We start from the raw sequence: 17,384 nt of genomic DNA on the forward strand, positions 1-17,384 counted from the left end.
CTATTGCCATGTCGGGGGGTGCAAATGCCGAAAGGTTATATATGAAGTCCGACCTCAACTTGAGGCACATCGAAGCCTTCCGCGCGGTGATGCTCGCGGGCAGCGTCGTCGGCGCGGCGGAACTGTTGAACATCACCCAGCCCGCGGTGAGCCGCACGATTGCGCAGATGGAACTGCGGCTGGGCTACTCGCTGTACCAGCGCAAGGGCCGCAGGCTCGTGCCGACAGCGGCAGCGCAGGCCCTCTTCCGCGAAGTCGAACAGGTCTACGGCGGCATCGAGCGCATTTCGCAGGTGGCCCTGGACCTGCGGCACCACCGCGCTGGCGCGCTGCGGATCGCGGTACTGCCGGCCCTCGCGCAGTGGCTGGTGCCGCATGCGCTCGCGCAGTTCATGCAGGATCGGCCGCAGGTCAGAACGTTCGCGCAATCGCTCCCCTCGCGGCAGATCGCCGAACTGGTCTCGACGCGGCAGTTCGACGCGGGCGTGATCGAACTGCCGCTCTCGCATGCGGGAATCGAGGTGCGGGCCTTGCCCTCGGCTCCGCTGGTGGCCGTCGTTCCCCGAGGGCATCCCCTGGCGGCGTCCACGGAGATCTCGCTGCACGAGCTGGCCGCCGAGCGCCTGATCCTTCCTTCGCCGCACAGCTACATCCGCTACAAAATCGATGACGTCTTCAATCAGGGGGGCATCGCCGCACAGGTGGTCGCTGAAACACCTACCTCTTCCATCGCGTGCGCGATGGCCGCTGCGGGTGCCGGGATTGCGCTGGTGTCGCGCTGGGTGCCCTCGCCGGTGGACGATCCGCGCTACGTGGCTATTGCCCTGCGCGAGCCGATCCGGTCCCAGTACGGGCTGATCACGCCTTCGGGCGTACCCGCGAACGCGCTGGTGGACGAGTTCGCGGACCTGCTCAGCCAGCGCATGGAGCAAGGCTGAGCACCCGCTGCGGCGAAGCCGCGCCAGAGATTGGACGGCTCGTGCGCTCACTCGGGCGCCCTACCGGATGTCGAACCAAGGCGTGCGCGCCGCGCCCGGGCCTGCTCATGGGCTGTCATGCCGACGTTGGCACCGACGATGACGGCGATCCCGAGCCATTCAACGGACCCAGGCATTTCGTCCCAGACGATGAACCCAACCAGGATCGCACCCACCAGCGTGGCGTACTCGTAGGGTGCGAGCACCGAAGCCGGTGCCAGCCGGTAAGCCATGGTGAGCAGCAGCTGTGCCATACCACCGAGCACTCCCACGGAGACCAGTCGCAGCGCATCGGAGGCATCGGGAGCCACACATCGCAGTGGCAGCGATGCAGCGCCCACCACGGTGCCAAAGAGCGTGAAGTAGAACGCGATCGCGAGCGCCGATTCCGATGCCGCCATCTGCCGGATGGCGACGAGTGCCACCGCGGTCGCGACGGCGGCCATTACTCCGAGAACCTTGCCCAACGGCAGCCCCGCCTCCAGGTCGGGCTGGATCACCATCAGCATTCCTGCGAACCCGATCAGGACAGCGGCCCACCTGCCAGTCGAGACCCGCTCACCGAGCACGATGATCGAAAGCAGCGTGATGAACAGCGGCGCGGAGTACGTGAGCGCGGTGGCGGTGGACAAGGGCAGCAGCGCCACCGCACCGAAGCTCAGGAACAAGGAGACGACGCCCGCGACCGATCGACGCAGATGGGCGAACGGCCGAGAGGTGCGCAGCGTGCTCCACTGGCGCCTGGCGAGCATGACAACGATGATCGGCAGCAGAGCGAATCCGCTGCGGGCAAAGACGATTTCCCCGATGGGATAGCGGCTGCCGAGTGACTTGATGAGCGCGTACATGGCCGCCAGCAGCAGTGCGGAGCCGAGCTTGTACCCGATGGCACGCAAGGTAGCCCGCCCTGGCCCTTCCGGACGCACTGCAGGCACAGAAGATCCCGGGCTCACGGTGCGTCCCGCGCTCAAACAGCGGCCACGGCAGCGAGGATGCCCCGCCGGTCGAGCCCGGCCAGTCCAAGCCGCCGCAACGCAACACCCTCGGCCGGTGGGGGCTGGCGTCGCACGATGGATGCGATCTGGATGATGGCGCGCATCGTCAGCGCATCGATGCCTGCCTTGAGGCCCAGTTCGTGCCACGGCACCAGCACCAGCGGCACATCCTGCTCGATGAAGCGATGCCGCATGCTGGATGGAGCCATCTTCTCCTGGTTGTGCTCCGCACTCTCGCGCGCGAAGTCGCACAGACTGGCGAATCGCCCCCCGTAGTACGCGTTCATCATGTCGACCGCGGAGCGCACGGAGAGTCCGTACCGACTGGCGATGCGCATGCGTTCCTGATCGATTGCCTGCATGACCCTGACCACCGATGCGCTCATGCCCTGGCGGTAGAAGTGGAAGTCGCCGGCCGTGGACTCGATCCACCCGGTGTTGAGCAGCGCAGGCACGGGGTGCAGCACGGCGTTGATGCAGGACAGCCCTGCCTCCAGCACGTTCCGGTACCACCGCAGCGGCATGGGGAACAGACACGCCAGCGCCTGCAGCGTGCCCTGATCGCTGATGGGCGCGAGCGAAGCAATGTGCAGCTGGGATTTGATGCCCATCACCTTCACTTCTGCGCCGACCACGCGAGACGCGTAGGGCGCCGAGCTGGTCTCCAGTATCGCGCGTGCCCTGAGCGACCGCCGGGCAGCGAGGCAGAAGAAGTTTCCGGCGATGCACACGACGACGTGACGTGCCAGGTCATGGGCTGCGAGCGCCGCGATCATTTCATCGTGTGCAAACGATGGCAGGGCCAGGACGAGGTAGTCCGAGAACCGGAGTGCTTCGCTCAGGTCGTTGCAGAGCACCGGCATGAAGCGGCCGCACATCTTTCCCGACACGCCGAGGTAGCCCTGACGCAGGATGGCGTGCAGCGCCGCGCTGTGGTCCGGGTGCGCGTAAAGGAGCGCCTTGCCGCCACGGCAGAGAACGTCCGCGGCGATGGCGCAGCCGCAGTGACCTGCGCCGATGATCGAAACAGCAATTTCGCTGGCCATGTCGCGCATCCGTGAGCTCTTGACGGGCAGCATCAAATCCGCCTGCAGTCTTCCGAATCCGTGAGCGCGATTCCATCGACCTGGATTGGTCTCGCAAATGCACCAATTGCTGCGCGACAGGTAGGGTAGTGGCGCTCCCGTTCGTCATCCCCTGGTTACCGCCAGCGATTCGCTCACCCATCTATGGTGCGCCGCAGTCACCGTTCGACCGAACGAAGAGGCCGTCGCAATAGCGACTGTGTGACGGCCTCATTGCTGGCTGACGTCGCAGATCGCATGCCGCACCCTGCGACACCACATCTTCGCAGGCATAGCGCCGGCGAAGCCCTGGGCTTACCCGCTCGCACAACGTCCGACACTCCATGTTCCGCCTATTCCGACGCGCAGCCGGGCCGGCTTCGACAACGGAGCGCACACCCGCCGCTGCGCCACAGGCTGCTGCCACCACTCCTTCGTCGCCGGGCTGGACCGCGCAGCAGTCCGCCATCGAACTGCTCGCGCCACCGCGCCGCCAACGCCTTCTGGAGCACATCTGGCAGCGGACATCGCTGTCGCGGCAACAATTCGACCACCTGTACCTCGCGCCGATCCGCCGCTACGCCGAGTTCGTGCAGTTGTTCCCCGCATCGGAGAGCCATCACCATTCCTATCCCGGAGGGATGCTGGACCATGGCTTGGAGATCGTGGCCTACGCGCTCAAGCTTCGGCAGTCCCATCTGCTTCCCGCTGGCGCCACGCCCGAGGCACAGGCCGCCCAGGCGGAAGCCTGGACCGCGGGGGTGGCCTATGCGGCGCTGCTGCACGACATCGGCAAGATCGCCGTGGATCTCGAAGTGGAACTGGACGACGGATCGCGATGGCACGCATGGCACGGGGTGCTGCGGCAACCCTACCGCTTCCGCTACTGCCGCGGCCGTGAGTACCGCCTGCACGGGGCGGCCGGTGGCCTGCTGTACTTGCACATCCTCGACCGGGCCATCCTGGATTGGCTGAGCGGCTACCCGGACTTGTGGCCGCCCCTGCTGTACGTGCTCGCGGGCCAACACGAACACGCCGGGGTGCTCGGGGAACTCGTGGTGCAGGCGGACCAGGCGTCGGTGGCGCAGGCGATGGGAGGTGACCCGGCCCGTGCGCTGGCCGCGCCGAGGCATGCGCTACAGCGCAAGCTGCTCGACGGTCTGCGCTTCCTGCTGCGCGAGCAGCTGCAGCTCAACCAGCCCCAGGCATCGGACGCATGGCTGACGCACGACGCCCTATGGCTTGTGAGCAAGACCGTCTCGGACAAGTTGCGGGCGCACCTGCTCTCCCAGGGCATGGAGGGCATTCCGTCGAGCAATACCGCGGTGTTCGATGTGCTGCAGGAACATGGCATCGCGCTGCCGGCGTCGGATGGCAAAGCCATCTGGAGGGCCTGCGTAACGAGCGAGAGCGGCTGGTCCAACACCTTCACGTTCCTGCGCGTGCCGCCCGGTCTGATCTGGGACGCTGGCGACCGCCCTGCCCCCTTCGCCGGGACGGTCAAGGAGTTGACGCCAGACGCCGAGGCCGCGCCCGCAGTTTCCCCCGCGCCGCGGTCCGCCGCCGCACCGCCGCTGGAAGCGCCGGCTCCAGCGCCCGCCCGGGTGGCGGCAGCAGCAGCGCCGCAAGAGGATGGCATCGGAGCGCTGCTGGACCTGCTGCAGTTGGACAATTCCGCCGGCCAGGAAGCTTCCCCCGATGCGGCCATCGCTCCACAACCCCTGCAGCCGAGCGACGGCGCTGGCGGCGAGGCCGAAGCGGCGGCTCCGCACGAAGCAGATGCGCCGGCGAATGCTGCGTCTGGCCATGGATTCATGGCTTGGCTCAGGCTGGGCCTGCAGCAGCGCCGGTTGGTCCTCAACGATGCCAAAGCCCTGGTGCATACCGTGGCGGACACTGCCTACCTCGTGAGCCCGGGCGTGTTCCAGCGCTATGCGCAGGAGCATCCCGAAGTCCGGGCGCTCGCGAAAGGCGAGCAACTTGCGGACTGGCAGTGGGTGCAAAAGCAGTTCGAACGACTGCGGCTGCACCGCAAGCAGGCGAACGGTCTCAACATCTGGACGTGCGAAGTGACGGGGCCCCGCAAGACGCGCCGTCTGCACGGCTACCTGCTGCGCGATCCGATGGCAGCGTTGCCCGAGACACTGCCAAACAACCCGTATCTGCGCCTGCTGGAATTGAACGAACCACAGGCGTCACCACAGTCGACACATTCGAGTTGATTGCCGAGGGGCCGCAAGAAGGGGCGGATGTTCCTGGGGCATCGTCAGGCGTGAACGAAGATTTCCAAACCCCTACCCGCTATCTTTGACCGATTACTCATGCAGTCGATTGAACCGGTCTCAGAACTGCAAATCGATATTCGAAATACGGAGGGGAAAAGCCTCAGTTTTCGTCCTTGAACGGGAGAGCGTAGACGACCCAGCCACTTCCGAGCAATCGGCAAAGCGACCCATGCAACCTTTCTCAACGCCAGCGACACGCACAGGACCACACGGCGAACCAGCGCTACAGCACTCCGTTACAAGGTTCCCACCGGCGTGGGGTGGTCAATACATCTCCGTTTCACAATTCTACAAGGCGGAACAAAAAATCCTATTTTCGCGGGAATCAGCGATTTTCCTGCCAGCTGCCAATCACAATATTCAATTAATGAAGTAACCAAGAAAACCAACATGAAGCTCGGCGCTTACGCCGCGGCTTCGAGGGACGGGACGCGCACCTATCCATTGATTATCGGGCCAGCCATGTTGGCCCGGCGGTGCGTCATGGGGGGAGAGGCTTGAGTTCGCAAAGGAGTTGCGAAGGATGCTGCTTCCGGAAATACGCGTACTACAAAAAATAGAATGCCAATCTCAAGAAACCGCCCCCGTACTGGTCCTCCCCCACGCAGCGTGGCATAGCGCCGGGCCGACGACCCACCCCTATCCCCGTCCGATATCTCCGCAACTGTCCCCTACGGGACGGACCGCGGACGCGCCTGGCATCCGTTGGCGCTGCCTCCTGCTCCAGCGACTATGCGCTGCCGCGCATACCGCATTTGCGGTGTGCCGCCGCGGCGAACCGCGATCCACTGGTGACTTCCACACAACGCCAGCGAGCGTCAGGAATGACCACCATGTCGTCAGCAGCCAGCCCGACCATCAGCACGGCGGACGAACCGCCGACCAGCCGACGTGTCCTGCGGCGGCCTTTGGTCGAGCAGCGTACCGGTTTCAAGCGCGCCCACATCTACAGCCTGATGAAGGAGAAGAAGTTTCCGCAGCGGGTGCGGCTCGGCGTGCGCGCCGTGGGTTGGTACGAGGACGAAATCGACCAGTGGCTCGCCCAGCGGGAGCGTGCGTGAGCGCGCCCGCATCCCGTGGCGGTGCGTCCCCGCTGGTGGTCTCCATCGTTTCCACGAAGGGCGGTGTCGGCAAGACGACCACCGCCGCCAACCTCGGGGGCTTCCTGGCGGATGCCGGCATGCGCGTGCTGCTGCTCGATCTGGACATACAGCCCACGCTATCGAGCTACTTCCCCCTCGACCGCCGCGCGCCGGGCGGCATCTACGAACTGCTGGCCTTCAACGAGCAGGATCCCGGGCAACTGATTTCCTCCACCGCCATTGGCGGACTGGATCTGCTGTTGTCCAACGATGGCAAAGGCCAATTGGGCACCCTGCTGCTGCACGCCGCGGACGGCAGGCTGCGGCTGCGCAACCTGCTGGGCATGTTCCGGAGCCGGTATGACGTGGTGCTGATCGATACGCAGGGAGCGCGCTGCGTCACGTTGGAGATGGCCATCCTGGCGTCGGACTTCTCGCTGTCGCCGGTCACGCCGGAGATTCTCGCCGCGCGGGAGTTGCGCCGCGGCACGCTCAGCCTGATGGACGACATCGCGCCGTACCGTCACCTGGGCATCGAGCCGCCTCCACTGCGCCTGCTCATCAACCGAGCCCGCACGGTGTCGGTCAACGGTCGGCAGATACAGCATGCCCTGCGCGGGATGTTCCAGCAGGTGTCAGGGATACACGTCCTGGAGACGACGATCCCGGCCATCGAGGCCTACCCCGCGGCGGCGCTGCGCCGGCTGCCCGTCCACCGCGTGGAGCCACGTCGTCCGCGCGGCCGGCTAGCTCCCGCGGCACTGGAGAGCCAGCGCGCGCTCGCGGGAGAGTTGTTTCCGATGTGGCGCGACCGGTTCGATCATGTCACGGGGCGAAGCCATGCCAGCGCCACGTGACCGCCGGCTTGCAAGTGCGGCATTGCAGTGCCTGATCGCGTTCGCGCGCGCGGAAGGCTGGGTGCCGGTCTTCGCGAACGGCCGCCTGAAGCGCCTGTGCAAGCCGAGCCTGCCTCCGATCCACCTGGGTGCGCCCGAAGCGCTCTACAGTGGAAGCGCCGCGCCGGGGCACGCCGGAGCGGATGATGGGCGTCGCACCAAGGACGGACAGGTGCGGCGATGACACAGGCTGGCCCACACGACATCGCGAGCCAGTTGCTCTCGGAGACGTTCGAGCGCAGCGGTCCCTCCGCGCAAGCCCTGACCGACCCAATCGCGGACACGCCGATGGTGGTCACGCTGGACCAGTTGCGGCCCTACGACCTCAATCCACGGGTGACCGTCAACCCGCTGTACCCAGAGATCAAGGCGTCGATCCGCGAGCGTGGCCTGGACGCCGCCCCCGCCATCACGCGGCGGCCGGGTGCGGCCCACTACATGATCCGCAACGGCGGCAATACGCGCCTCGCAATCCTTCGCGAGCTGTGGGCCGAAACGAAGGACGAGCGGTTCTTCCGCATTCCCTGCCTGTTCCGCCCATGGCCCCAGCGCGGAGAAATCATCGCGCTGACAGGGCACCTGGCGGAGGGGGAACTCCATGGGAAGCTGACATTCATCGAACGAGCCCTGGGCGTGGAGAAGGCCCGGGAGCTGTACGAGAGCGAGAACGGCGGCAAACCCATCAGCCAGATGGAACTGGCCCGTCGGCTGGCAGCGGACGGCTACCCCGTGCCGCAACCCCACATCAGCCGCATGCGCGACGCGGTGCAGTACCTTTTGCCCGCGATTCCCTCGGTGCTGTACGCCGGCATGGGCCGCCACCAGGTGGAGCGACTGTCGCTGCTGCGGCGCGGTGCCGAGCAGGTCTGGGCGCAGCGAGCATCCGCCGATGCGATCGCGTTCGCCGATCTCTTTCAGGACGTCCTTTCGGGATTCGATGGTGTGCCGGATGAGTTCTCTTTCGACCGGGTACGTGACGAACTGATCGGGCAGATGTCGCAGGTGCTGGGTGCCGACTACGATGTGCTCGCGCTGGACATTGCCGGGCTGGAGGGCCGGCAGCGGGTGCTGCTCAGTGCCCCGTCCCCGTCCGCGCCGCCGGTGGCCTCAATGCCTCGGGGAGCAACGCACCAGCCAGTGCCTCGGCCGACATCGCCCGGGACCGCGACCGGCGGCCCCCCTGCCCGGCCTGCCGACCCGAGCAGCGTTCAACGCGAAACGACCGAAACGGCCGCAGGCGAATCGACGCGGCCTGCATCGAACCCCACGGGCGAGCGCACGGCATCGCCCGCTCCCACGACGGACCGCCTGCAGTCGATCCAGAAGCTGGTCGCGGACCACCACGGCGAGCCTGCGCACTCTTTCGCCGACAACGTGGTGCATGCCATCCCGGTGCAGGCGGGCGGCCTCTACCCCATCACCGACCTGTGGCACATCGACCCGGGCCTGGATACGCCGGACCGGCTGCGCGTGCATATCGCCCAATTCGCGCGGGAGATCGCCGCCGAAGGCGGCGCGGCCGACAGTGTGGAGGGTTCGGAGCGGGGCATCGGCTATACGTGCGCAGCGCCAACCGCCCATTCGCCAGCCGACAACCCGTTCGCCAGGGCCATGCTGGCGATTCTGCAGGCGCTGTCCGGCGTGCCAGCGGCCCCCGAGTCGCTGTCCGATGCGCTCGGCCCGCTGCTGCGCGGCAACGAAGCCATCGCCCGGCTCAGCGACAGCGGGATCGTGAAGCTGTTCCGGCTGATCCGCCTCGCCCGACGGCTCTCAGACATCCAGCCCGGCGCCGGGGCGATGCCATGACCACGCCCCACCCGCTGAACCAGGCCGTCATCGCGCAGGCGCTGCATGACCTGCGCAACGGGCAATTGCGCCGCGCTCGGTCGATGGGTTTCGGCGATGCGGAACTCGCGGCCCTCAAGCGCCCCGATCTGGTGAGCGTGTTGCTCAACGCCTCGGTGTCCTGGTGTTCGGTGACGGTGAACCCCGAGGTCGTGCGCCGGCTGCTCGGACAGACCCAGGATGTGGAGCGCGAGATTTCCACCGTGGACCGCATGTTGCGGCTGGGCGCCAGCACGGAGATGGTCAGCACGTTCTTCGGCCTCTCGCACCAGGAGGTGGCGCTGCGGCGCGAGATCCTGGCGCTGCCCAAGCGCAAGGGGCGGCACCCCGTGCTGAGCGAAGCGCAGGATGCGGAGCTGTGGGGCAAGTGGAAGCCTGCGATCCGTGAGCGGGGCATCGAATTGCACGACGACCTCGCAATGCTCGACGTGGCCATGGACCTGGCCGAGGAAATGAGCATCCCGCTGTCCGTGGTGTGGGCCGCGATACAGGGCTGGATCGCGCAAGGTCTGGTTTAAGCCCATGGCAGCGCCCGGGATGCCGAGGCCGCCCGGCCCCCGTTCGCTGTCGGACGTGTTCGACGCGGCCTGCGAACAGGCCCAGCCAACGCCGCCCGCGTCTGGCCCTCCCATCGGGAAACCCGTCGCCCAGGACGGCTTCCTTTTCAGCGGCAACCGCCACGAGAGCGTGCCGCGCGCGTTGTTTTTAGACCGCCGGCTGACGCCGCTCGAACGCAATGCCTGGCAGGTCATCCGGATGCAGTTGAATGTCGATGGCCTGACGGCGCTGCCCACCTACGATCAGTTGCGCCCCCTGCTCGCTGTGATGCCCTGCGGTCCCGTAGCGTCCACGGAGACCGTCGCGCGCGCCCTCACGCTGCTGAGGCTCACGCGCTGGCTCAGCCTCGTGCGCCGGCGCCGCGACCAGCGCAGCGGCCGGATCATGGGCAACCTCTATGTGCTGCACGATGCGCCGCTCACGCCTTTCGAAGCGATGCAGCTGGATCCCGATTACCTCGGGCTGGTCAGCCAGGCGCTGACCCATGCGAGCAAAGCGGTGCAGTCGGTAGGACAGCATGTGCTGCAGGAGGTTGCTGACGACCCGATGTTGCGGGGCGGCGTTCTGCCCACTCGCCTGCAGGTGCTTACGGCGCAGTTGGCCGATGGTGCGCAGCAGCCGCAGACGCAGGGGGAAAGTTACCCACAGGATGCGCACACTGGCGATTCCGAAGGAGGTCGGGCAAGCCTGCTTCGGATTCCCGCGCCTCCACCTTCGGAATCCGAATCAGGCAGGAAACCCGCGCCGGAGCGCTCTCTTCGGAATCCGAAGGAGGCCCGTACTGGTAGTTTTCGTATAGGAGAACGTACTGTACTGCGCGGGTGCGATCGCGCGATCGCCGGCCTGCGCCTGCCGGCGGAATTCCTCAGCCTGAAGGACGAGCAGCAATCGGGCGCGCTGGCCGCCATTCGACAGGTGGCCCAGGAGCAGCGCCAAGCCGTGGTGGATGAATGGGTCGCGCGGTGCCGTGACAGTGCAGTGCGCAACCCTGCGGGCTACCTCTTCGGGCTCATCCAGCGCGCGATGCGCGGCGAGTTCAAAGCCTGGGCCGGCGCCGGCGTCGGCAAGTCTCCCGCGCCTGACATTCCACCGCCGCCGCCCCGTCCGCCCCCACCACCGCCCGCCCCGGCACCGAAGCCGGCGAGCCCGGAGGTGGCACGGGCACACCTGGAGCGGCTGCGCGCCATCCTGCGTGGTGGCTGAGCCGATGGAACGCGATGGGCAACTGCAGCGCTATACCCTGGGTATAGAAGCAGGGCAGTGACGACCATCCCGCCGATGCGCCACGACAGGCGCGCTGTCTTCTACAGCGGGAACGGGGGGTTGTCCCGCTCCGGGCTATACCCCGGGTATGGCGGCGGGCACAGGGGGCTGCGCACCGCGGTCCTCGCTGGATCGCGTAACCCGCTCTGTCTATCCACCACACCGGCCGAGATCGAATCAGGCGACCCCGGGCTGCGGGTTGTTGACGGACAGCCTTCCCGGCCGGCGGCGACGCTGGCGGCTCGTACATCCATCGCGAGTCATCCATGGCTGAAACCCCCAACACCCCTGCCCTGCAGCTCAACCTCGGGTCGCTGCGCAGCGCGATGTCGCTGACGCTGCACACCCACCACGCATCCCGGATCTGGCACGGCCGAGCACCAGCGGAGGGCCGGCCCGGCATCGTCGGACTCAATGGCTACATCGCCGTGATGAACAAGATGAAGCGTGGAGCGGAGCAGGACGATCCCTACAGCGACTGGTGGATGCTGCGGATCGAGGAGAAGCTGTCGCAGACCAACATCGCCCTGCGGCAGTTGCGCGAGCAGGTGGACCGCGCACTCACCGGCGTGCCGACGGCGCTGTCGCTGGGCGAGAACCTCAACGTGCAGCCGATCCGTCTGCCTCTGTTCGTCAATGCGCAGCTGGGCTTCATGGCCGTGTATCTCCTGGCCGACTACGACGAACTGGCGCGCAAGCTCATCCTTGCCCACCACACCGCGCTCATCGATCGCTCCACGCTGGAGCGCTGGCTCAACGAAGGTGCCCATGCGCTGCGCAGCCTGTTCTCACTGGCGCAGCAGTACCGTTACTCCGGCTGCACCCGGGACGACTTCGCCGCCAAGAATGCCGCAGCCCGGGCCGCCGTGGAGAAGTACGGCGAGCTGCCACAGGACGTGCTCGAAGGAACCCGCCGCTCCCGCTACGCGCCGCCCATCGTCCGCCGCTCCGGCCTGGCCCGCACGACCAGCGCGGCGGCCGACGACATCGCATCCGCCGAGCCCGGCGATGCCGCAGCACCGGAGAGCAAGGACGCCACGCGCCATGACAGCTCGGCCGGGGAGCCCGACGGCGACAAGGGTCACGACGGCGAAGGCACTGCGCCATGACGGAGCCGACTTCCTGCGCCAGCGGCGGTCCGCGGCGCTTCGCACCGCTGGAACAGGCGGACTTCCGCGGGCTGCGACACGCGGCCTCTCTAAAAGGCCTTTTACAGCCTTTTAAAGGTAATGGGCCTCTGGAGGCCTGGGCCAGCGACTGTCATGCCCTGCGCGACGCGCTCACGGACATGGCGCAGCGGCGCGTCCTGGCGCAGGCGAATCAGTACCCGTACCTGCTGCTGCCCATCCATCTGGCCCAGCAGACCACTGGCGCAGGGACGAGCTTTTTGCGCTGGCGCAGACACGACCGCTCCGCGATGGGCGTGGCGCTCTGGCAGGAGATGATGGCCAGCACCGCGACGCCGGAAGGCTTGATCGACGATCTGCACGCCATGGAGGTGCAGCGGGTGGTGCTCAACATGCAAGTGAGCCTGCTGCACACCCTGGGGCGGCAGGCAATGGACTGCGCCAACAAGATCGCCAGCGCCGAGGCCGTCTACCTGCGCCGGAGCACACCGAGATCTGAGGGCAGCCAGCGCGGCAGCGACCCGACGCCGTGACGCGGCAACGGGCAGCCCTCTGGCCCGATCCAACCCACCTGCGCTGACGTTCGCCCGCGCAGTTCCCACCACCACGACGGAGAAGACCATGAGCACCCATTTCCACGGCGAAGGCAACATCGGCTCCCCCCCGAAGTTCGACGAGTATCCGAACGGCAACGAAGAGCCACGGCGCGTGCTGCGGCTCAATGTGTACTTCGACAATCCCGTGCCTGGCAACGACGGCACCTACGATGACCGCGGCGGGTTCTGGGCGCCGGTGGACTGGTGGCACCGCGACGCGGAGCACTGGGCAACGCTGTTCGCCAAAGGAATGCGGGTCGTCGTGCGTGGCCGCATGATTCGCGACGCGTGGACGGACGAGGAAGGCCAGCCGCGCACGACATACAAGGTGGACGCGCGCAGCGTCGCCATCCTGCCGTACCGGCTGGATTCGATCGAACTCAGCCCCAAGCCAGGTGCCGGCGACGAGTAGCCATCGCTGGGCGCCATCACCCGCGATGGCGCCACAGGCGGCGCTCCGGCGCCCAGCAACCCGGAGCGTGCGGCGCGCGCCTTCTTCGCTGTGCCAGCCCAGCGGGCCCGCGATGCTGACGGCCATTCGATGACCGTCATGCATTGCTCGGAGGGCCCTTCTCATGCGCGTGGTTCTGTGCGAGAAGCCGTCCCAAGGCAAAGACATCGCCAAGGTCCTGGGCGCGCACCAGCGTGAAGCGGGCTGCCTGGCCGGGCCGGGCATCAAGGTCACCTGGGGCATCGGCCACCTGATCGAGGCTGCGCCCCCGGAGGCCTACGGCGAGCACTATCAGCGCTGGTCGCTGGAGACGCTGCCGATCGTTCCACAGCAGTGGCAGTGGGTGGTCAAGGCCGACACCGCCTCGCAATTCAAGGTCGTCCAGCGCCTGCTGGCTCAGGCGTCAGAACTCATCATCGCAACCGACGCGGACCGCGAGGGCGAGATGATCGCCCGCGAGTTGGTCGAGTACTGCGGATACCGAGGACCGATCCAACGGCTATGGCTCTCCGCGCTCAACGATGCGTCAATCCGCAAAGCGCTGGGCTCCCTGCGGGAATCGCACGAAACGCTTCCGCTTTACCACTGCGCGCTCGCACGGTCCCACGCTGACTGGCTCGTCGGCATCAATCTCACGCGCCTGTTCACGCTGCTGGGGCGCAAGGCCGGCTTCGACGGGGTGCTTTCGGTGGGCCGCGTGCAGACGCCCACCCTCAAGCTGGTCGTTGACCGCGATCGGGAGATCGCGGCATTCGTCCCGGTCCCGTTCTGGTCCATCGAGGTCTCGCTCTCGGCGGGCGCGCAGGTGTTCTCCGCACACTGGGTTCCACATGCAGCCGTCACGGACGCTGCAGGCCGGTGCGTACAGCAGAGCGCGGCTCAACATGCGGTGGCCGCCATCCGCACGGCCGGGCAAGCGCAGATCACGGGCATCGATACCGAGCGTGTGCAGGAAGGCCCTCCGCTTCCGTTCGACCTGAACACGCTGCAGGAAGTCTGTTCACGGCGCCTCGGCCTCGACGTGCAGGAGACGCTCGACATCGCCCAGGCCTTGTACGAGACGCACAAGGCGACGACGTATCCACGTACCGACGCGGGCTATCTGCCAGAGAACATGCTCACCGAGGTTCCCACGGTCATCCGGAGCCTGTTGAAGACGGACCCGACGCTGCAGCCGCTCATGCAACACCTCGACCTGGGCCAGCGCTCCCGCGCCTGGAACGACGCCAAGATCGCGGCCCACCACGCCATCATCCCGACGCTGGAGCCCGCCGACCTGTCGGCAATGTCCGAGAAGGAACTGGCCGTGTACCGGCTCATCCGCGCCCACTACCTCGCCCAGTTCCTTCCCCACTATGCCTATGATCGAACGACGGTGCGCCTCGCATGCGGCGGCCAGGCGCTGCAGGCGCCCGGGAAGCAGGTCATCGATGCGGGCTGGAAGGCGGCGTTCGCTGCTCCCTCGATCCCCGGTACAGGGGCGGAGACTCCCGAAGCCGAGACGGACAGCGAAGCTCCGCGCGACCAGGCGCTGCCGGCACTGCACGAAGGCATGGCCTGCGAGGTCAGGTCGCTCGATCTGAAGTCGCTGCACACCAAGGCTCCGCCCCCCTACACCCAGGGCGAGCTCGTCAAGGCGATGAAGACCGTCGCCAAGCTCGTCACCGATCCGCGCCTGAAGCAAACGCTGAGGGACACCACGGGCATCGGAACGGAGGCGACGCGCGCGAACATCATCAGCGGGTTGCTCGCGCGCGGGTTCCTGGTGCGCAAGGGCCGCGTGGTTCGCGCATCCGAGACCGCGATGACGCTCATCGACGCAGTTCCCGCAGCGATTGCGGACCCCGGCACCACGGCAATCTGGGAACAGGCGCTGCACATGATCGAGGCGCGCCAGATGGACCTCGACACGTTCGTCTCGAAGCAGGCCACATGGGTTTCGCAACTGGTCGAACAGCATCGGGAAGCGACCCTCGCGATCCGCGTTCCTGCGGGTCCGCCATGCCCGCTGTGCGGTGCCGCAACGCGCCAGCGCACCGGCAAAGCCGGAGCCTTCTGGTCCTGCTCCCGCTATCCCGACTGCAAGGGCACCGTTGCGATCGATTCCGCCAAAGCAGGCCGACGCAACGGTCCGCGCAAGCCGCGCGCCGCGCGCAAGCCCCACTAGTCTCTGCGCCCCTTCCTCAACACCCCGACCGCACCGCAGGTGCGGCAGCCTCGCGCCCCGCGAGGCCCCAGCATGCCCCGCCTTCTGCGAAGCATGCCCGCCGGCAGGGCCATGCCCGCCGGCGGAAGGCCCATTCGTCCGCACGCCGCTGCCGCGGACCCTTACTGATCGCGTGTTTCCGTTGCCGACGGGTCTCCCGGCGCCCTGCGCACCGCGCGGGCCACCCGGAGACCCGTCGGGTCAACGGCAGTCCTTGCCGGCGCCCACCGGCGCAACAACGGGCTCCCTTTGTGCGCGGATGCGTGCCAAGGAATTTCGGCCCCAGCCACGACACGGGCCGGGTGATCTGCGCTGCACGGGGTTCTTACGCCGACCTGCGTGCGATGCGTTCCACGGGTGGCCACTTCCTCGCCAGCCGGAGACCCCCGCGGTCTTCGGCGCCTTCCTCCTGCCGCCCCCCCCCCCCAACGCACAGGAGAACCCCATGAAACCCACACACCCCGACACCGAGGCCATCGATTACGGCAGCGTCTGCAGCGGCATCGAGGCCGTCAGCCTCGCGTGGGAGCCGCTCGGCTTCAGACCAGTCTGGTTCGCCGAAACGGACGGCTTCGCGAACGCCGTTCTCACGCATCGGTTCCCGCACGTACCCAACCTCGGCGACATGACGTTGCTGGCACGCCGCATTCGCGCGCGCGAAGTCGCCGCACCCGCCATCCTGGTCGGCGGCACGCCGTGCCAGTCGTTCAGCACCGCGGGAGCCCGCGAGGGGCTTGCCGATCCGCGCGGTGCGCTCACCCTTGCCTATGTGGAGCTCGCCAATGCCATCGACCAAGTCCGTACTCGCTCCAGCCGCCCGCCCGCGACGGTCGTCTGGGAAAACGTCCCCGGCGTCCTCAGCGACCGGGGCAATGCCTTCGGCTGCCTGCTGGGCGCACTGGCCGGCGAAGGCCGTGCTCTCCAACCGCCAGGGAAGCGGTGGACGCACGCGGGTTGTGTGTCTGGCCCCCGGCGCCGCATCGCCTGGCGCGTGCTCGACGCCCAATACTTCGGCCTCGCCCAGCGCCGCAAGCGCGTGTTTCTTGTGGCAAGTGGTCGAAGCGACCTCGATCCCGCCGAGGTACTTTTTGAGCGAGAAGGCCTGCCGCGGCATCCTGCGCCGGGCAGCGCGCCGCGGGAAAGCGCTTCCTCCGCTGCTGGAACTTGCGCTGCAACAGCAGGCGGGACATCCCGCCTGAGCTCGCCATATGGCGCGGCCCGCGTCTCGGTAGGGTTCGGCAACGGCCAGAGGCCGACCGAGCTCGCGGCATGCCTGATGGGTGCGCCGCCACGGTTCGATCTCTCCACCGAGACCGTCCTGGTGCAATCGGTCGCTGGCGCGATCAGCCACACCCTGGACACCGCGAACGGAGGCAAAGGGTGCGGCGAGGACGGCACGGGCAAGGGCGTGCCCATCATCGCCTTCACTGCGCAGGGAAACGGCGCCGACGCGCTCATCGGGCGGTGCCCGACCCTGCGGGCCGGAGGCCACCGATCCGCCCACGCGAACGGCGGTGTCATCCCGGCGATCGCGTTCGCGCAGAACTCCCGCAACGAGCTGCGTTGGGAGGGCGGGCACGGCCGGATCGCGGGCACGCTCTCCACTGGCGGTGGGAAGCCCGGCCAGGGCCATCCCATGGTGCTGCAGGCCGCGGCCCACGAAGATCACTTCGTATGCGAGCCTTCAGGCTACGGCAGCTGGGGCCTGCGCTGGCGCGTGCGGCGGCTCATGCCTCGCGAGTGTGAGCGACTGCAGGGCATGCCGGACGATCACACGCTGGTGCCTTACCGCGGCAAGCCGGCCGCCGATGGGCCGCGCTACAAGGCCATCGGCAACTCGATGGCCGTGCCGTGCGTTGCGTGGATCGGCGCGCGGCTGCAGCGCGCGCTGTCGGGCGCACCCTGACGCATCGTCAGAAATGCCCGACCCTGCGCAGGGCAGGTTCCCGATGGTGCACGCCCGGGCCGGTGAGCGAGGATGGCGCTGCCGACCCGGGGCCATTGGCCGCTCGACCCGAGGGGCGCCCGAGCAGCGCCGA

Annotated in this window: 14 protein-coding genes; 12 read left to right on the top strand and 2 right to left on the bottom strand. The window is 67.5% G+C overall.

The features are described from left to right. The first annotated feature begins 41 nt into the window (after positions 1-41). Positions 42-938 (top strand): LysR substrate-binding domain-containing protein, encoded by an 897-nt coding sequence (locus AVTE2539_RS22735; protein WP_284414128.1) that lies wholly within the window; start codon positions 42-44, stop codon positions 936-938. A 47-nt stretch (positions 939-985) separates the two neighbouring features. Here the strand turns inward: AVTE2539_RS22735 and AVTE2539_RS22740 are convergent, their stop codons facing one another. Together AVTE2539_RS22740 and AVTE2539_RS22745 are read right to left on the bottom strand one after the other, a co-directional pair. Then, on the bottom strand, positions 986-1,873 hold the full coding sequence (locus tag AVTE2539_RS22740; protein ID WP_284414130.1) for a DMT family transporter: 888 nt from the start codon (positions 1,871-1,873) through the stop codon (positions 986-988). 71 nt (positions 1,874-1,944) lie between these two features. Further along, positions 1,945-3,051, bottom strand: coding sequence for an NAD/NADP-dependent octopine/nopaline dehydrogenase family protein (locus tag AVTE2539_RS22745; RefSeq protein ID WP_284414132.1), 1,107 nt, complete (start codon positions 3,049-3,051; stop codon positions 1,945-1,947). Positions 3,052-3,380: 329 nt separating this feature from the next. Here AVTE2539_RS22745 and mobH point away from each other — a divergent pair, with 329 nt between their 5' ends. From mobH to AVTE2539_RS22800, 11 genes are all read left to right on the top strand, one after another. After that, complete coding sequence (mobH, locus tag AVTE2539_RS22750) at positions 3,381-5,258, top strand: MobH family relaxase (protein ID WP_284414134.1); 1,878 nt, start codon at positions 3,381-3,383, stop codon at positions 5,256-5,258. 896 nt (positions 5,259-6,154) lie between these two features. After that, on the top strand, positions 6,155-6,382 hold the full coding sequence (locus AVTE2539_RS22755) for an AlpA family transcriptional regulator (RefSeq protein WP_284414136.1): 228 nt from the start codon (positions 6,155-6,157) through the stop codon (positions 6,380-6,382). Positions 6,383-6,414: 32 nt separating this feature from the next. Then, positions 6,415-7,260: a ParA family protein gene (locus AVTE2539_RS22760; protein ID WP_284414513.1), complete on the top strand. Its 846-nt coding sequence runs from the start codon at positions 6,415-6,417 to the stop codon at positions 7,258-7,260. 219 nt (positions 7,261-7,479) lie between these two features. Further along, positions 7,480-9,105: a ParB family protein gene (locus AVTE2539_RS22765; RefSeq protein ID WP_284414138.1), complete on the top strand. Its 1,626-nt coding sequence runs from the start codon at positions 7,480-7,482 to the stop codon at positions 9,103-9,105. Then, entirely contained in the window at positions 9,102-9,662 is a 561-nt protein-coding gene (locus tag AVTE2539_RS22770) for a DUF2857 domain-containing protein (protein WP_284414140.1), read from the top strand. Before AVTE2539_RS22765 ends, AVTE2539_RS22770 begins: the two co-directional genes overlap by 4 nt. Positions 9,663-9,666: 4 nt before the next feature. Next, positions 9,667-10,905 carry an STY4528 family pathogenicity island replication protein gene (locus AVTE2539_RS22775; protein ID WP_284414143.1) on the top strand — a complete coding sequence of 413 codons (1,239 nt, stop codon included), beginning with the start codon at positions 9,667-9,669 and terminating at the stop codon, positions 10,903-10,905. 326 nt (positions 10,906-11,231) lie between these two features. Then, entirely contained in the window at positions 11,232-12,074 is an 843-nt protein-coding gene (locus AVTE2539_RS22780) for a PFL_4669 family integrating conjugative element protein (protein WP_284414145.1), read from the top strand. After that, positions 12,071-12,625 carry a DUF3158 family protein gene (locus AVTE2539_RS22785; protein WP_284414148.1) on the top strand — a complete coding sequence of 185 codons (555 nt, stop codon included), beginning with the start codon at positions 12,071-12,073 and terminating at the stop codon, positions 12,623-12,625. The genes AVTE2539_RS22780 and AVTE2539_RS22785 overlap by 4 nt, the downstream gene beginning before the upstream one ends. Positions 12,626-12,713: 88 nt before the next feature. Continuing rightward, positions 12,714-13,100: a single-stranded DNA-binding protein gene (locus AVTE2539_RS22790; RefSeq protein ID WP_284414150.1), complete on the top strand. Its 387-nt coding sequence runs from the start codon at positions 12,714-12,716 to the stop codon at positions 13,098-13,100. A gap of 163 nt (positions 13,101-13,263) precedes the next feature. Beyond that, positions 13,264-15,306 carry a DNA topoisomerase III gene (locus AVTE2539_RS22795; RefSeq protein ID WP_284414151.1) on the top strand — a complete coding sequence of 681 codons (2,043 nt, stop codon included), beginning with the start codon at positions 13,264-13,266 and terminating at the stop codon, positions 15,304-15,306. 484 nt (positions 15,307-15,790) lie between these two features. Continuing rightward, positions 15,791-17,251 carry a DNA cytosine methyltransferase gene (locus AVTE2539_RS22800; RefSeq protein ID WP_284414153.1) on the top strand — a complete coding sequence of 487 codons (1,461 nt, stop codon included), beginning with the start codon at positions 15,791-15,793 and terminating at the stop codon, positions 17,249-17,251. Positions 17,252-17,384 lie beyond the last annotated feature (133 nt).

Source organism: Acidovorax sp. SUPP2539 (genome assembly GCF_030158975.1).
Lineage (GTDB): Bacteria > Pseudomonadota > Gammaproteobacteria > Burkholderiales > Burkholderiaceae_C > Paracidovorax.

Bases quoted from the DNA above. Each gene is read 5' to 3' on its own strand.
- AVTE2539_RS22755 (WP_284414136.1), top strand. From the start codon at position 6,155: ATGTCGTCAGCAGCCAGCCCGACCATCAGCACGGCGGACGAACCGCCG.
- AVTE2539_RS22785 (WP_284414148.1), top strand. From the start codon at position 12,071: ATGACGGAGCCGACTTCCTGCGCCAGCGGCGGTCCGCGGCGCTTCGCA.
- AVTE2539_RS22780 (WP_284414145.1), top strand. From the start codon at position 11,232: ATGGCTGAAACCCCCAACACCCCTGCCCTGCAGCTCAACCTCGGGTCG.
- AVTE2539_RS22770 (WP_284414140.1), top strand. From the start codon at position 9,102: ATGACCACGCCCCACCCGCTGAACCAGGCCGTCATCGCGCAGGCGCTG.
- AVTE2539_RS22800 (WP_284414153.1), top strand. From the start codon at position 15,791: ATGAAACCCACACACCCCGACACCGAGGCCATCGATTACGGCAGCGTC.
- AVTE2539_RS22765 (WP_284414138.1), top strand. From the start codon at position 7,480: ATGACACAGGCTGGCCCACACGACATCGCGAGCCAGTTGCTCTCGGAG.
- AVTE2539_RS22795 (WP_284414151.1), top strand. From the start codon at position 13,264: ATGCGCGTGGTTCTGTGCGAGAAGCCGTCCCAAGGCAAAGACATCGCC.
- AVTE2539_RS22775 (WP_284414143.1), top strand. From the start codon at position 9,667: ATGGCAGCGCCCGGGATGCCGAGGCCGCCCGGCCCCCGTTCGCTGTCG.
- AVTE2539_RS22745 (WP_284414132.1), bottom strand. From the start codon at position 3,051: ATGCTGCCCGTCAAGAGCTCACGGATGCGCGACATGGCCAGCGAAATT.
- mobH (WP_284414134.1), top strand. From the start codon at position 3,381: ATGTTCCGCCTATTCCGACGCGCAGCCGGGCCGGCTTCGACAACGGAG.
- AVTE2539_RS22790 (WP_284414150.1), top strand. From the start codon at position 12,714: ATGAGCACCCATTTCCACGGCGAAGGCAACATCGGCTCCCCCCCGAAG.
- AVTE2539_RS22735 (WP_284414128.1), top strand. From the start codon at position 42: ATGAAGTCCGACCTCAACTTGAGGCACATCGAAGCCTTCCGCGCGGTG.